The organism is Actinosynnema sp. NPDC004786 (assembly GCF_053601135.1).
This window is the reverse complement of record NZ_JBSGBG010000003.1, coordinates 67,358-82,230: the sequence shown is the minus strand read 5'-3', so window position 1 is coordinate 82,230 and position 14,873 is coordinate 67,358. Positions and strand designations below refer to the sequence as shown.

The 14,873-nt window shown below is 74.4% G+C and carries 16 protein-coding genes; 10 read left to right on the top strand and 6 right to left on the bottom strand.

Annotated features, from left to right (window positions below; all coding sequences use genetic code 11):
- Positions 1 to 9 precede the first annotated feature (9 nt).
- A complete protein-coding gene (locus ACWEFJ_RS03850) occupies positions 10 to 684 on the top strand; it encodes a helix-turn-helix domain-containing protein (RefSeq protein ID WP_449712839.1) in 675 nt (224 codons plus the stop codon).
- On the opposite strand, the gene ACWEFJ_RS03845 is transcribed toward ACWEFJ_RS03850, so the two are convergent.
- The gene (locus ACWEFJ_RS03845) at positions 666 to 1,523 is read right to left on the bottom strand and encodes a hypothetical protein (protein WP_449712838.1); all 858 of its coding nucleotides are present in this window, start codon (positions 1,521 to 1,523) and stop codon (positions 666 to 668) included. The genes ACWEFJ_RS03850 and ACWEFJ_RS03845 overlap by 19 nt on opposite strands.
- A 149-nt stretch (positions 1,524 to 1,672) precedes the next feature.
- On the opposite strand from ACWEFJ_RS03845, the gene ACWEFJ_RS03840 reads away from it, so the two are divergent.
- The 4 genes from ACWEFJ_RS03840 to ACWEFJ_RS03825 are packed head-to-tail and all read left to right on the top strand — an operon-like array spanning position 1,673 to position 4,857.
- Entirely contained in the window at positions 1,673 to 2,095 is a 423-nt protein-coding gene (locus ACWEFJ_RS03840) for a hypothetical protein (protein ID WP_449712837.1), read from the top strand.
- Complete coding sequence (locus tag ACWEFJ_RS03835; protein ID WP_449712836.1) at positions 2,092 to 2,700, top strand: DUF3558 domain-containing protein; 609 nt, start codon at positions 2,092 to 2,094, stop codon at positions 2,698 to 2,700. Before ACWEFJ_RS03840 ends, ACWEFJ_RS03835 begins: the two co-directional genes overlap by 4 nt.
- Before the next feature lie 3 nt (positions 2,701 to 2,703).
- Positions 2,704 to 4,032: a PPE domain-containing protein gene (locus ACWEFJ_RS03830; RefSeq protein WP_449712835.1), complete on the top strand. Its 1,329-nt coding sequence runs from the start codon at positions 2,704 to 2,706 to the stop codon at positions 4,030 to 4,032.
- A gap of 6 nt (positions 4,033 to 4,038) precedes the next feature.
- Entirely contained in the window at positions 4,039 to 4,857 is an 819-nt protein-coding gene (locus ACWEFJ_RS03825; protein WP_449712834.1) for an ESX secretion-associated protein EspG, read from the top strand.
- Here ACWEFJ_RS03825 and ACWEFJ_RS03820 read toward each other — a convergent pair.
- The 5 genes from ACWEFJ_RS03820 to ACWEFJ_RS03800 form a co-directional block, all read right to left on the bottom strand.
- Complete coding sequence (locus tag ACWEFJ_RS03820; RefSeq protein WP_449712833.1) at positions 4,829 to 5,989, bottom strand: lactate 2-monooxygenase; 1,161 nt, start codon at positions 5,987 to 5,989, stop codon at positions 4,829 to 4,831. The genes ACWEFJ_RS03825 and ACWEFJ_RS03820 overlap by 29 nt on opposite strands.
- A 119-nt stretch (positions 5,990 to 6,108) precedes the next feature.
- The gene (secD, locus tag ACWEFJ_RS03815; RefSeq protein ID WP_378084308.1) at positions 6,109 to 8,268 is read right to left on the bottom strand and encodes a protein translocase subunit SecD; all 2,160 of its coding nucleotides are present in this window, start codon (positions 8,266 to 8,268) and stop codon (positions 6,109 to 6,111) included.
- A 38-nt stretch (positions 8,269 to 8,306) separates the two neighbouring features.
- On the bottom strand, positions 8,307 to 8,636 hold the full coding sequence (locus tag ACWEFJ_RS03810) for a hypothetical protein (protein ID WP_449712832.1): 330 nt from the start codon (positions 8,634 to 8,636) through the stop codon (positions 8,307 to 8,309).
- Between the two features lie 22 nt (positions 8,637 to 8,658).
- The gene (locus ACWEFJ_RS03805) at positions 8,659 to 9,651 is read right to left on the bottom strand and encodes a tetratricopeptide repeat protein (protein ID WP_449712831.1); all 993 of its coding nucleotides are present in this window, start codon (positions 9,649 to 9,651) and stop codon (positions 8,659 to 8,661) included.
- Between the two features lie 89 nt (positions 9,652 to 9,740).
- A complete protein-coding gene (locus tag ACWEFJ_RS03800; protein WP_378084313.1) occupies positions 9,741 to 10,352 on the bottom strand; it encodes an FMN-dependent NADH-azoreductase in 612 nt (203 codons plus the stop codon).
- A gap of 105 nt (positions 10,353 to 10,457) precedes the next feature.
- Here ACWEFJ_RS03800 and ACWEFJ_RS03795 point away from each other — a divergent pair, with 105 nt between their 5' ends.
- The 5 genes from ACWEFJ_RS03795 to ACWEFJ_RS03775 all read left to right on the top strand — a co-directional run bounded on the left by ACWEFJ_RS03795 (position 10,458) and on the right by ACWEFJ_RS03775 (position 14,836).
- Entirely contained in the window at positions 10,458 to 10,928 is a 471-nt protein-coding gene (locus ACWEFJ_RS03795) for a MarR family winged helix-turn-helix transcriptional regulator (protein WP_378084315.1), read from the top strand.
- Between the two features lie 219 nt (positions 10,929 to 11,147).
- On the top strand, positions 11,148 to 11,351 hold the full coding sequence (locus tag ACWEFJ_RS03790; protein ID WP_378084316.1) for a hypothetical protein: 204 nt from the start codon (positions 11,148 to 11,150) through the stop codon (positions 11,349 to 11,351).
- A 219-nt stretch (positions 11,352 to 11,570) separates the two neighbouring features.
- Complete coding sequence (locus tag ACWEFJ_RS03785) at positions 11,571 to 13,085, top strand: AMP-binding protein (protein ID WP_378084337.1); 1,515 nt, start codon at positions 11,571 to 11,573, stop codon at positions 13,083 to 13,085.
- Positions 13,086 to 13,137: 52 nt separating this feature from the next.
- Positions 13,138 to 14,463 carry a response regulator transcription factor gene (locus ACWEFJ_RS03780; protein WP_378084318.1) on the top strand — a complete coding sequence of 442 codons (1,326 nt, stop codon included), beginning with the start codon at positions 13,138 to 13,140 and terminating at the stop codon, positions 14,461 to 14,463.
- Positions 14,464 to 14,686: 223 nt separating this feature from the next.
- Positions 14,687 to 14,836 carry a hypothetical protein gene (locus tag ACWEFJ_RS03775; RefSeq protein WP_378084319.1) on the top strand — a complete coding sequence of 50 codons (150 nt, stop codon included), beginning with the start codon at positions 14,687 to 14,689 and terminating at the stop codon, positions 14,834 to 14,836.
- Positions 14,837 to 14,873 lie beyond the last annotated feature (37 nt).

Here is a 14,873-nt window from a genome sequence, read left to right as displayed (position 1 = left end):
ATCGGCGGGGTGTACGCGGAACGCCCGTTCCCCGGTCTGGCGTGCGTCTGGCGCCGGACCGCGACGTCGGACGCCCCGGCCCTGGTGGTGCCCGACGGGTGCACGGACATCATCTACGCGGCCGGCGCCGGCGCGGTGTTCGTGGCCGGTCCCGACACGGTCGGGCACCTGACGGCCCTCGGCCCGGGCACGGTGTTCGGCGTGCGGTTCGGTCCCGGCGTGGGGCCGGCGGCGTTCGGCGTGCCGGGGGTGGAGCTGCGCGACCAGCGCGTGCCGCTGGCCGAGCTGTGGGGGCCGTCGGCCCGCCTGGAGGACGCCCTGGGCGCCGCCGACGACCCGTGCGACGTGCTGGCGGCGGCCGCGCTGGACCGGCTGCGGGAAACGCCGCCCGCGCCCCTGGTGCGCGCGATCGCGTCGGCCGTGTCCTCGACCAGCGTCGGCGACCTGGCCTCCGACCTGGGCCTGAGCGAACGGCAACTGCACCGGCGCAGCCTGGCCGCGTTCGGCTACGGGCCCAAGGTGCTGCACCGGGTGCTGCGGTTCGACCGGGCGGTCAAGCTGGCGTGGGCCGGGGTGCCCTTCGCCGACATCGCCCACCGCACCGGGTACGCGGACCAGGCGCACCTGTCGCGCGAGGTGCGCGACCTGGCCGGCGTGCCGCTGGGTCAGCTGATCCGGTCGTAGGCGCGCAGCGCCAGCAATGCCTCGATGGTGACGATGGGCCGCCACTCGTAGGTCGTCACGGGCGTCCACGCGGCCCACGGGAACGTCCACCCGCCGTCGTCCTGCTGCGCGGCGGCCACCGCGTCGAGGTCCGCGCCGATCTCCTCGTCGCTGAACCAGCGGCGGGCCAGGCTGTCGGGCGTCGGCGCGTACTGGTGCGGCTTGTGCGTCTCCCCCGCCGCGTACCCCTCGGGGGCCCGCCCGTCGCCGAGGTCCACCAACCCCTGCTCGCGCACCAGCGCGCCGAGCCGTTCGGCCTCCCGCTCCGCCCGCGGCCGGTCGGGCACGTGGTCGAGGAAGCGGGCGCAGGCGTTCACCTCGTACGGGTGCGACGTGGTCAGCCCGGCGATGCGCCGCCAACAGAACTCGGTCGCCCCGTCCAGCCACGGGTGCTCGACGCCCATCCGGTGCAGGGCGCTCGCCAGCAACGCCGTGACCAGCAGGTCGCTCTCGCCGGAGGGCTGCCACCACGGGGCCCGCGCGCCGGGCGTGTCCAGGCAATTCGGCACCGCGCCGTCCGGGTTGGCGATCGTGGCCAGGAAGTCGCACGCCGGGTGCGCGTGCTCGGTCCGGCCCACCTCCGCGAGCAGCGACAACGCGGTGTAGGTGTGCAGCGGCTGGCTGTCCGGCCCGCGCCCGTCGGGTTCCAGCGCGTGCCCGAACCCGCCGTCGTCGTTGCGGTAGGCCAGCACCGCCGTCGCCACGGCGTCACCGGACCCGCCCTCGAAGAGGTGCAGGAACCGCCGTTGTTCGAGGACCCGCGCGTTGAGCCGGATGAAGGAACGAGCTGCTTCGATCATGCGCTCGACGGTAGGCCCGACCGCACTACCGCGTCTTGAACGAATCGGACGCCGTTCCCCGGAAGGAGTAACCGTTCCGGAAGCCCCGACGGGGCGAAGACCCTGTGCCATCATCACTTCCGGTAGTTCGGCGTGAGGGGAGCGCGACGATGGTGGACGCCGGGGGTGGCGGTCTCATCGGCAAGATCGGGTTCGTGGCGGACACGGTGTCCGCCGGCCCGGCGGGTTCCGGTCTCGTGGCAGGTCAGACGCACTTCACCGTCGACCTGGCACAGGCGCAGAAGCTGATCGACGGCCTGGCCGACGCCCGCGACCGGCTGCAGAGCCTCTACGACCAGGCGTGGACCTTCACGATCTCCGGAGGGCCCGGCAACGATCCCTACAGCGAGTCGGCGGCGACGACGATCGCCCAGACCGCCGGCGGTGATCCCGGTGGCTACGGGTGGGCGAGCCTGAAGGCGATCGAGGCCCTCAACCGTACGATCCAGAGCATCCAAGCCTCCCTGGACAACTACGAGGGCCAGGAGCAGGCGAACACCGACGCCTTCAGGGGCGGGGGGAATCAGGCGTGAGGCGAGCAGCGCTGGTGATCGTGTCCGCGGCGGCCTTCCTGGTCGCGTCGGGGTGCACGACCAAGGACGACGGCACCCCGACACCGGTCGACAGCACGGGCACCGCCGCGGCGGGGGCCACCACGACCTCGGCGGCGACGGGGGACGTCCCGGCCATCACCGGGCCGGAACTGGACCTCGCCAAGTTCAGCGGCCCGTGCGCGGCGCTGAAGGCCGACCAGCTCTCCGCCCGGGGGGTGACGAAGGCCGGCACCGAACGCCCGGACCCGGCGGGCACGGCCTGCCAGTGGTACCCGGACGACCGCGCGCTCGGCACGAGCTTCGTCTTCGTGGTGCTGGACAAGGGCAAGGGCTTGAACGGCGTCTACGCCAACCGGGAGGACCTCCCGGTGTTCGAGCCGACCCAGGTGGCCGGGTACCCCGCGGTCAACAGCGACCTGACCGACGCGGCCCACGGCGCGTGCTCGACCGCCGTCGGCGTGGCCGAGGGCAAGGGCTTCGCGGTGCAGGTCCGCGTCAACGACAAGAAGCTGCCCGAGTACACCGAACCGTGTTCCGTGTCCAGCGAGATCGCGGAGACCGTGATCGGGAACCTGAAGGGGTAGGACGTGGCCGTCGACAGCGATGCCCAGGGTCTGCTCAACATGTGCGTGGCCCCGGAAGCGATCTACGGCTGGTTCCACGAGGGCAGGGGACCCGAGCAGACCACGGACGCCAGTCGTGAGACCTGGCTCGGGATCGCCGCCGGGCACGGCGAGATCGCCGAGATGATCAACGCGGCGGTCCGGGCGTCCGGCGCGGTCTGGGAGGGCGCCGCCGGCGACGCGGCCCGCTCCAACACCACGCCGCTGGCGAGCTGGTCGGAGGTGACCGGCGACCTGGCCACGTCGGCGGGCGACAACACCGGCGAGATCAGCCGCGCGTTCCGCGAGGCCAAGGGCAGCCTGCGGGAACCCGTCCAGGTGCCCGACAAGCCCTGGTACAACGACGCGATCCCGTGGAACACCGACTACGACGACGCGGTCGAGCAGAGCCAGGAGGTCAACTCGCACAACCTCCAGGTGCTGAACACCTACGGCAGCGCCACGACGTCGGCCGGCAACTCGATGCCGTACTTCCCCGAGCCCGACGAGATCACCGGGAACGTCGAGCAGGAGAAGACCGTCATCCCGCCGCCCAAGCCCGGCCGGGAAGGCGAGGACGAGACCGGCACCGGCAAGGGCGCCGACGACGGCACGACCGATCGCACCGGCACCGGCACGACCAAGCCCTCGTGGACCGAGCCGCCGCAGGTCACGCCGCCGGGCACGACCACCGACAACACGACCCGGCCGTCGTGGGTCCAGCCGGATCCCCAACGGCCCCAGCCGGACATCGGCTACCGGCCGCCGGAGCTGCCGAAGGACCGGCTGCCGCAGGACCCCCGGCTGCCCTACGACCCGCGGTTGCCGTACGACCCCCGCAACCCGAACGACCCGCGCAACCCCAACAACCCCCGCAACCGGGTCCCGGGCGTGCCCGGCGGACCGGGTGTGCCCGGCGGCGGCCGTCCCGGCATGCCCGGCGGCGGCGGTGGTGGCGGAGGCGGCCTCGGCGCGGGGCGCATGCCCGGCATGGGCGGGCCCGGCGGCGGCGGTCCCGGCGGGGCGTTCGGTCCCGGCGGGGCGTTCGGACCCGGCGGGGCGTCCGGCGCGCTGGGGCCGAACGAGGGTCGCGGCGGCTTCGGGCCCGGTGGTTCCGGTGGGTTCGGGCCCGGCGGCTCGGCCGGCGCGCGTGGCGGTCCCGGCGCGGCCGGGATGGGCGCGGGCATGGGTGCCGGCGGCGCGCGTGGTCAGGGCGACGAGGACAAGGAGCACAAGTCCGCGTCGTACCTGCAGGAGACCGAGGACATCTTCGGCGACGGGACGCTGGTGGCACCGCCCGTCATCGGGGAGTGAGGCGAAGTGCTGCGCACCAGGGTGGCCGTCCCGGTCGTCGCGCTCTACAACGCGTGGCAGGCGGAGGGCCTGCCGACGCTGCACAACGCGCTGCTGACGCAGGTCGAGTTCGACCGCGGCCGGCTGGCCGAGGGCGACGTCACCGGGCTGGCCGACCTCGCCCGCCGCGGTTGGGACGAGCTGGAACGGCTCGGCCTCGCCCGCGGCAGGCAGGTGCACGCCGACCTCGCCCGGTCGCTGCGCCTGATCGCCGAGGCGGGCGTCGAGTACTACGCGTTCTTCAACCAGGGCGACGACGCGACGCGCACCGCCCTGGTGGCGCAGTCCGGTGACGACGCGTTGCGCGTCGTGCTGCGGGCGGACCGGCACTTCGTGCTCGAACCGGTCCGGGCCGAGGACGCGGTGCCGTCCCTGGTGTCCGTGCTGCCCGAGGCCAAGCCGGGGCGCGGCCCCGTGCTCTCGCTGCCCGCGGACGCGCTGCACGACAAGCCGCGCCAACCCCGGCCGGACGAGGACGGCGGGTCGTTCCTGCAGGCGAGCAGGCCGACCGGCGGGCACGCGGCCGAGGTGGAGCAGCTGCGCAGGCTGCTGGCCGAGCGGCGCACCGGCGGCGGCCAGCTCTACGCCGCGCGCCGGGACCGGTTCGGGCGCAAGCACCGGTGCGCCGCGCCGTTGACGTACTTCGACACGGTCGGCGGCCGGTACCTGTCGGCGAAGACGACCGGCGGCGACGGCACGCCGTGGATCACCGTGCAGCCGGCCGACTTCGCCACCGTGCAGCACCGGTTGCGGCAGCTCAGCGCCGACGCAGCACCTCGCGGTTGAGTTCGGCCGGGCTGCGGTGCCCGGACAGGCCGAGGGTCAGGTCGAAGTCGGCGAGCAGGCCCCGCAGCACGTGCCGGACGCCGACCTGGCCGCCGTGCGCGAGGCCGTAGGCGAACGGGCGGCCGACGAGCACGGCCTTCGCGCCCAACGCCAACGCCTTGACGATGTCCGCCCCGCTGCGGATGCCGGAGTCGAACAGCACCTCGACCCGCTCGCCGACCGCGTCGGCGATCTCCGGCAGCACCTCCAGCGACCCGACCGCGCCGTCCACCTGCCGCCCGCCGTGGTTGGACACGACGATGCCGTCCATGCCGGCGTCCGCGGCCTTGCGCGCGTCGTCCACGTGCTGGATGCCCTTGAGCACGATCGGCCCGTCCCAGTGCTCGCGCAGGAACGACAACTGGTCCCACGACCGGTCCGCGCCGGTGAACAGCTGCACCCACCGCAGGATCGCCATCGGCCGGTCCTGCTCGGGCGGCGCGGCGAGCCCGGCCCGGAACGCCGGGTCGGAGAACGGGATCGCCGTGCCGACGCCGCGCAGGAACGGCAGGTACGACTGGTCGAGGTCGTGCGGCCGCCAGGCCAGCGTCCACGTGTCGAGCGTGACGACGAGGACCGTGTACCCGGCCTTGCGCGCCCGGTCCAGGATGCTCGCCGCCACGTCCGGGTCGTTCGGCCAGTAGAGCTGGAACCAGCGCGCGGCGTCACCGGCGGCCTCCGCGACCTCCTCGATCGTGTGCGAGGACGCCGTGGACAGCACGAACGGCACTCCCAACTCCGCCGCCGCCCGCGCGGTCGCCAGCTCGCCGTCGGGGTGCAGGATCGACTGCACCCCGACCGGCGCGAGCAACACCGGCGCGGGCATGTCCGTGCCGAGCAACGACGTGCCGAGGTGCCGTTCGGTGGCGTCGGTGAGCATCCGCGGCACGATCCGCCAGTCGTCGAACGCCTCCCGATTGGCCCGCGCCGTCGCCCCACCACCGGCCGCGCCCGCCACGTACCAGAACGGCCCCGGCCCGAGCCGCTCCCGGGCGGACGCCTCCAACCCCTCCGGGTCGGTGGTGAACGGCGGCACGGTCCCCGCCAGCCCTTGCAGGTAGATCTCGTTCTGGTACGCGGCGAATCCGGTCATGTGCACACCTTGCTACACGACCGGCCGTTTCGGCAGGAGCCGCGTGAGCCGGTCCGACCGCGGACCGGCCGCGGCCGGTGTGTCGGTTGTGGACGGCCACGCGGACGGCGACCGCGTGCTCATCGGCGGCGGCCCTCCAAAACGATCGCCACCGGCGCGGCGGTCAGCACGGTCGAGATCGTGCCCGCGACCAGGCCGATCAGCAGCGCGGTGGAGAAGTCGGCCAGCGAGCCGTCGCCGAGCACCAGCAGCGCCGCCAGGACGAACAGCACGCCGATGCCCGTGTTCACGGTGCGCGGCAGGGTTTGCAGCACCGCCGAACTCATCACGTCGGGGAACGGCGCACGCGTCCGCCGCAGCTCGCGCACCCGGTCGAACACCACCACCGAGTCGTTCACCGAGTAGCCGATCACGGTGAGCAGCGCGGCCAGGAAGACCGCGTCGGCGGTCTTGCCCAGCCACGCGAACGCGCCGACGAGCACGACCACGTCCGTCACCAGCGCCACCACGGTGGCCACGCCGAGCCGCCAGTCGAAGCGCACGGCGAGGTAGACGAGCTGCGCGGCCACCGCGATGGCCAGCGCGATCAGCGCGTTGCGCCGCAGCTCCGAACCCAGGCTGGGGCCGATCAGCTCGTTGCTGACCTGCTCCGCCCCGCCGGTCGCGCGGTCGACGGCCTCGCCGAGCCTGGTCGCGGCGGCCGAGTCGATCGGGCCGGTGCGCACCGAGAGGCCGTCGGAGCCGGACGTCACCACCACCGCGTCGCCGAACCCGGCGGACGCCAGCTCGGCCCGCACCCGGCCGGTGTCCACCGACGCCGCGGTGAACTCCAGCATCCGCCCGCCGGTGAACTCCACGCCCAGCTCCAGCCCGCGCACGAACAACCCGCCGATGGCCGCGAGCACCACGACGCCGGCCACGAGCAGCCAGCGCCGGGGCCGCCGGTACAGCTCGATCCCCCGCTGCGTCAGCCAGGTCCGCACCCGGCCCAACGAGTGCAGCCCGCTCCACCGGGGCCGCCGTTCCAGGACCGGCATGACGAGCCGCAGCAGCACCCGGCTCAGCACCAACGCGCTGAACAGCGACGCGATCACACCGATCGACAGCGTGACGCCGAACCCCTTGACCGGGCCGGTGGCCAACCAGAACAGCAGGCCCGCGGCCAGCAGCGTGGTGACGTTCGAGTCCGCGACCGCGCTCAACGCGCCGCGGAACCCCTCGTCCACCGAGCGGGGCAAGCGTTTGCGCCGCGCGAACTCCTCCCGTGACCGCTCGAACACCAGCACGTTGGCGTCCACCGCCATGCCGATGGCGAGCACGAACCCGGCCAACCCCGGCAACGTCAACGTCGCCCCGATCGCCAGCATCGCCGCGTACGCGACGGCCGCGTAGCCGACCAGGGCGACCACGGCCACGAGCCCGGCCAGCCGGTAGACGAACAGCAGGAACAGCCCGGTCAGCGCCACGCCGATGACGGCCGCGCGGGCGCTGGCCTCGATCGCCTCCGCGCCGAGCGTCGGGCCGACGGTCCGCTGCTCCACCACCTCGACCGGCACGGGCAGCGCGCCGGACCGGATCACCAGCGCCAGCTCCTCGGCCTCGGCCTGGCTGAACCGCCCGGTGATCTGGGTGCTGCCGCCGATCATGCCGGTGCCGCAGGCGACGGACGGGTCGACCTGCGGCGCGGACACGACCTCGTCGTCCAGCACGAACGCCACCCGCCGCTTCGGGTCGCCCGGCGGCGAGCACGCCGCCTCGGCGGTCACCCGCTGCCACGCGCGCGGCGCGTCGCCCTGGAAGTCGACGCCGACGACGTAGCCGACGCCCTGCGCGTTGGGCGTGGCGCGGGCGTCCTCGATGCCCTCGCCGGTCATCACGACCTCGCCCAGGCCGACCGAGTCGCCCTCGGGCGTGGGCACGTCGCCGACTCCGGTGACCGGCTGCACGCGCAACTGCGCCGTGCGGCCGAGCACTTCGATGGCCTCGGTCGGGTCCTGCACGCCGGGCAGCTCCACCACGATGCGGTGGTCGCCGGAGCGGGCCAGCACGGGTTCGGCCACGCCCAGCTCGTCGACGCGGCGGCGCAGCACCTCCATCGCGCGGTCGGTGGCGTCGGAGGTGGCTTCGGACGGGGTTTCCAGCACGATCTGGGTGCCGCCGCGCAGGTCGAGGCCGAGGCGCGGTTGGACGGTGAGCAGGGTGAACGCGGACGCGGCGAGCACGCCGAGGGCCAGGAGCCCGCGGACGATCAACGCTCGCCGCGCGTCGGGGCGCGGCATGGTGGAGGGACCTCCGGGTGAGGTGAACGGTGGGGGGTTCAGCTACCGGAGGTCGGGGGTGGCGCGCGCTCACCGAGCGGCGCCTGGCCGGCGTGCTCGGGCGTGGCGTGGGTGGGGTCGAGGACGTCCACCCGCACCGGCGGCGCGGGCGGGACGTGCACCGCGGGCTGGACGCCGTCCAGCGGCTGGCCCAGGTGGACCTGCACGGGGTGCGCGGTGGTGGTGCGCGCGGCCGTGCCGGGCAGGTGGGCCGCGTCCACCGTCGAGGAGACGGCGGCGACCGCCTCGACGGGGGTGGCGGGGCCGGGTCCGGACACGACGAAACCCGCGATCAACGCGAGGATCGCGAGCAGCGCGCGCCGGGTCATCGGACTCCTTCCCCGCACCAGGCTACCGACCGCCGCCCAGGACGACGACGGTTCCGCCGAGCAGCGCGCACAGCCAGGCGATCACCAACGGCTGCATCGTCGTCGCGCCGAGCAGCAGCGCCACCGCCCACCCGAGCAGCACCACCGCGGATAGCCCGAACATCGTCGCCACCACGGCGACCTGGGGCCGGTGCGCGGGCAGGCGGACCACCGCCCGTCGCACCGCGCGCGGCGCCCGGAGCGACGCCGCGCCCACGACCACCAGGCAGCCGACCACGAGCAGGGCGGCGAACCAGCCGAGCGCGGGCGTCGGCTTGGGCATGCCCGCGAGCAGCAGGAGCAGCCCGCCGGCGACCAGCAGCGCGGCGACCCTGGACAACGCGGGCCAGAGCACGGCGTGCGCGGCGGTCAGCGCCTCGCCGGACGGCGGCGGGATGGGCGCGCCGCCGCGCTTGCGCCGCACCGTCGCCAGGTTGGCGCGGACGTCGTCCGCGTCGGGGTCCAGGCGCAACGCGGTGCGATAGGCGCGTTCGGCGACGCCCCAGTCGCGCACGCGCAGCGCCGCGTCGCCGAGCACCTGGAACGCGCGGGCCTCGGTCGGCGCGAGGCGCGTCGCCTCCCGGGCGACGGCCACGGCCTCTTGCCGCCCGTCGGGGCTGTTCGCCAGCACCTCGGCGAGCACCACCTGGCACCGCCAGTCGCCCGCCTTGCGCCGCACGCACTCCCGCGCCGCGACCACCGCCTCGACGTGCCGGCCCAGCTCGCTCAACGCCAACGCGGTCAGCCGCTGCGCCCACGCCGGGTCGCCGTCGAGCACCAGGGCGCGCTTCGCCGCGTCCAGCGCGGGGTCGGGCTCGCCCGCGTCGAGGTGCGCGGCGGCCAGCCGGCACCACGCCTCGCCGTGCAGGGGGTTGACCAGGAGCGCCGGCCGGAGCAGCTCGATCGCCTGGCGCGGCAGCCCCCGGGCGGTCAGCTCGGCGGCACGGACCACGACCGCGGCGATCGGCTCGGACATCGCACCTCCCGGACCAGTGTGACAGCCCGGGAGATCGTCTCCGCCGAGGTGGCGGGCCGTCCCCGAGCCGGCCCGCCACCCCCTCCCCCTCAGGCGGCGGCCAGCTCGCGCACCGCGCGGTGCGCGTCCTCCAGCGAGGCGACGGCCTGCTCGCGGAACTGCGCGAGCTGCGGCGCGGTGTGCGCCATGGTCAACTCGGCGTGCACGAACTCCAGGTCGCGGTCGAGGCCGATCATGCCGAGGGCGGCCCGCAGGTAGGGCTCCTGGAAGTCGAACGCGTGCCGCGGCGTGCCGGGCGCGTAGGAGCCGCCCCGGGCGGTCACCACCACGACGCGCTTGCCGGTCAGCGGGCCCTCGCCCGTCGCCTGGTCGACGAACAGCTCCGGCACCATGATCCAGTCCAGCCACGCCTTGAGGCTCGACGGGACGCCGTAGTTGTACATCGGCACGCCCAGCAGCAGGGTGTCCGCGGCCTTCACCTCGGCCACCAGCAGCCGCTCCAGCGGGCGGTCGGCCTCGGTCCCCCGCGTCGCGAGCGACGCCGGGTCCACGTGCGGCAGCGGGTCGGCCGCCAGGTCGCGGTAGGTGACCCCGCCGTCCGGGTGCGCGGCCCGCCACGCGTCCGCGAAACCCCTCGTGACCTCGCGCGACACCGAGCCCTCGAAGCGCAGGCTCGTGTCGATGTGCAGCAGGTGGGACATTGTTCCTCCCCAAGAAGTTCTTGATTCAGAACATATGACCGGAGTAGTTCCGCGTCAAGATATTCCCAGATCAGAATATCTCACACCTCGCGTATGCTCGGGGGTATGGACCACCCCGCCGACCCCGGCTGCACGAGCCGCGCGGGCCTCAACTGGCTGCTGCACCGCGCGGCGCAGAAGCTGGGCGCGGTCGCCCAGGAGGCGGCGGGCCGCCACGGCATCACCACGCGCGGGCAGATCGTGCTGACCGCCCTGGCCAGCGAGGAGTTCCGGCGCACCCAGCTCGCCCTCGGGCACGCGCTCGGGCTGGACAAGACCACCCTCACCGCGGAGTTGGACCGACTGGAACGCGCGGGCCTGATCGTGCGCAAGCCGGACCCGACCGACCGGCGGGTGCGCGTGCCCGTGATCACCGAGCAGGGCCGGGCCGTGCAGTGCGCGGTCGAGGAGCTGCACGCCCAGGTGGAGCGCGAGTTCACCGCGGACCTGACGCCGGACGAGGCCCGCGGCCTGCACGAGCTGCTCCAGCGCCTGATCGCCTCGGACCACCGGCCGGACAGCGGCTCCTGCCTGTAAGGGCACCGAACACCGCCCGAACATCACGATCCGTTGCGGTTCCAGCCCATTTCTCACCCTTCCAGGTGACTGCGGCGACGCACGCGTGCGAGGCTAACGACAGCTCGGCGCGATCGCCCGGCGGAAGTCCCGTCATGGCACCAACCCCCGTGCGTCTCCCCACCGCGAGCGCCCGGACTGGTCCGAGCACCCGTGTCGAGACCCTGGAGGGCAAGGGCAGTGAACACAGGCAAGGAGTGGCAGATCTCCTGCCGCGACATCGCGTCGCGCCGACGTGACATGACCGTCTTCGTCAGCCAGGGCCACGTCGTGGTGACCGTGCCGCCGGGCGAGGCGGCCGTGCTGACGCCGCTGGAGGTGGGGCGCCTGCGCGCGGCCCTGCGCGACGCCGTGGTGAACGCGTCCGGCACCCCGGAGATCTGATCGCGGGGTCGCCGATTTCACCCCGCACTCTTCCTACTCACGGGTAGGTAATGTCAGTATCGAACCCGTGAGCACCTACTTCGCCAGGCCGGGCGACCCCGCGTCGCCGCTCGACGCCGACCGGGACCGCCCGGCGACCCCGCGGGTGGCGCGGTGAGGCGGGCGCTGGGCGTGCTGCGCGCCCTGGTCACGCTCGTGCGCGCCGGCGTCGTGCGGCCGATGGGTCCGGGACGGCTGCTCGGCGTGCTGGACGCCTACCTCAAGTGGGACATCACGGTGGCGTTCGGGTTCGCCACCGGCGCGGCTCGGCACCCCGACCGGCCCGCGATCATCGACGACGCGGGCGCGCTCACCTACGCCGAGGTCGAGGAGCGCACCACCCGGCTCGCGCACGGCCTGCACGACCTCGGCGTGCGGGCGGGCTCGAAGGTCGCGGTGCTGTGCCGCAACCACCGCGGGTTCGTCGAGACGGTGGCGGCCTGCGTGAAGCTCGGCGCGCACACCGTGCTGCTCAACACGGGGTTGAGCGCGGGGCAGATCACCGCCGTGCTGCGCGAGCAGGACGTCTCCGTGGTCGTCGCGGACACCGAGTTCCGCGGCCTGCTGACCCACGCGCCGCGCAAGGTCCGCCGGGTCATCGCGTGGGTGGAGGGCACGACCAGGAGCAAGACGCTGGAGCAGCTCATCGCGGGTTCCCCCGCCACGCCGCTGCCCGGCCGGCCGCCGCGCGGCCGGATGATCGTGCTGACCTCCGGCACCACCGGCGCGCCCAAGGGCGCCCGGCGGCCGGAACCGGCGAGCCTCACGCCCGCCGCCGCGCTGCTCTCGCGCATCCCGCTCCGGGCGGGCGATCGGTTCTCCGTGCCCGCGCCGCTGTTCCACACCTGGGGCCTGGCCGCGTTCCAGATCGGGCTCGTGCTCGGCGCGACGTTCGTGCTGCGCCGCCGGTTCGACCCGGCGCTCGTCCTCGCCGACGCGCGCGAGCACCGCGCCGACGCGGTGTTCGTCGTGCCCGTGATGCTGCAACGCGTGCTGGAGCTGCCCGAACGCCCGCACCTGCCGGGGCTGCGCGTGATCGCGTCCAGCGGCTCGGCGCTGCCGCCCCCGGTGGCGCGCCGGTGCCTGGCGGAGTTCGGCCCCGTCCTCTACAACCTCTACGGCTCCACCGAGGTGTCGTGGGTGAGCATCGCCCGCCCCGACGAGCTGGCGCGCCACCCCGACACGGCGGGCCGGCCGCCGCACGGCACCCGGCTCGCGATCCTGGACGACGACGGCGCCCCGGTGCCCGCGGGCGTCACCGGCCGCATCTTCGTGGCCAACGACATGCTCTTCGACGGCTACACCAACGGCGCGGGCAAGGAGGTCCGCGACGGCCTGATGTCCACCGGCGACGTCGGCCACCGCGACGCGGACGGCCTGCTGTTCGTCTCCGGCCGCGACGACGAGATGATCGTCTCCGGCGGCGAGAACGTGTACCCGCGCGAGGTCGAGGACCTGCTCGCGGGCCTGGCCGGGGTGCGGGAGGTGGCCGTGGTCGGCGTGCCGGACGAGCGGTTCGGCCAACGGCTCGCCGCGTACGTGGTGTGCGACGAGCCCGGAGCGCTGGACGAGGACGCCGTGCGCGAGCACGTGCGCGCCAACCTGGCCAGGTTCTCCGTGCCGCGGGAGGTGGTCTTCCTCGACGCCCTGCCCCGCAACGAGACGGGAAAGGTGCTGAAGCGGGAGCTGCGGTGAGTACCGTCGGCCGTGCGGCAGTCCGGCAGCGGCGCACGGGGGCGACCACACGATGACCATTCCGGTCCAGCGAGCGGCCGATCCGCGCGAGGCCGCCGTCACCAACCTGCGCGAGGCCCGGATGGCGCTGGACGAGGGACGTCCCGGCGACGCGCTGGAGGCCGCGGAGAAGGCGGTGGCCGCGTTCTCGTGGCTGGACGACGCGGAAGGCGTGGCGCACAGCGTGCTGGTCCAGTCCGTGGCGCTGGGCAAGCGCGGCCTGCTGCCCGGCGCGCTGGACACCATCGACCGGGTCGGGGCCATCGCGGCGGCCAACCGGCACGTCGGGTTGCAGGCGTGGTGCGGGTTCGCGCAGGCCGTGGTGGAGCTGCGGCTGGACTCGCGGGAGCGGTCGCTGCACTCGCTGGCGCGCGCCCTGGGCCTGGCCGAGCTGACCAAGGACGTCGAGCTGATCGGCTCGATCCTGTTCGAGCAGGCGAACGTCCTGCGCACCCAGTACCACGAGCACTGCCTGGCGCGGTCGGCGGCGAGCCGGTGCAGCCTGGACGGCGAACCGTGCACGCGCAAGCTGCGGCGGGCCGAGGAGCTGTGCGCGCAGGCCCGGGACCGGTGGAAGCACCTGGACCAGCCGCTGCGGATGGCCCGGCTGAACCTGCTGCTCACGCACGTGCGGCTGGACCTCGGCGAGGTGGACCGGGCGCTGCGCTCGTGCCAGCGGGCCGACCGGCTGCTGGCCGGGCAGGACCGGCCCGTGCTGCGGGCCGAGCTGCTGATGGCGCGGGCCCGGATCAGCGGCGTGCGGGAGCGCTACGACGACCAGGTGCGGCTGCTCACGCGGGCGGCGGAGCTGGCGATGGGCGCGCTGGCCCGCGAGGTCGCGGTGCGGGCGCACGGCGCGCTGAGCGTGGCCTTCGAGCGGGCCGGGAAGCTCGACTCGGCGCTGCACCACGCCCGGTCCCAGCTGGAGCAGTACCGGCTGTGGGAGTTGCAGGAAGGTCGTGACCTGCTGCGGATGCGGGAGCACGACCTGTCCGCGCGGCTGGTCGACCAGCTGGCCGAGCGCACGTTCGGGCCGCGGTCGGCGCGGGTGGCGCGGCCGGACCCGCTGCGCAGCTCCGCCACCGCGGAGCAGGACAACCGGCGGATCGCGCGGGCGTTGCGCGCGGGCCTCACCAAGCGGGGCATCGAGGTGCTGCGGCGGGTGGCGGCCGGCGAGAGCACGACGGGCATCGCGGCGGAGCTGGGGCTGTCGCCCAAGACCGTGCAGAACCACCTCCAGCGCATCTACCGGACCATCGGCGTGCGCGACCGGGCGGGCGCGGCGGTGTGGTGGGTGGACCTGGACGAGGAGCCGAGGGCGCGGTCGGCGCGCGACTGAGTCACTTCCCGGTTCCGGGCTCGTTACCGGAAGTGGTGGGATGTCCCCGACGATCGGGGCTCCCGCTCCGGGGGTATTGCCCAACGAGCAGGGGCGGAAGTGGGTGATGACCGTGAGGACCGCCGTGTGCCATGCTCCGCTTGGACGCTCTTCGGCGTCACCCGCGGATCGGGTCCGGCTGCCCCTGCCGACCACGCCGCTACGATCGAAACGGAGTTCGACGATGGTTGTGCACTCCCTGCACAGGATCATGGCCGCGCTCGCCATCTGCGCCGGTCTCGCGGTCGTCGTCGGCGTGCCCACCGCCGTCGCCGTCCAGGGCGAGAGCGCCACGGCCAGGGTGTTCCAGGCGCCGTACAGCGCGCAGCCGTGACCGGGTCGCGCCGTCCCTGACGGCGCCGCGGGTCGGG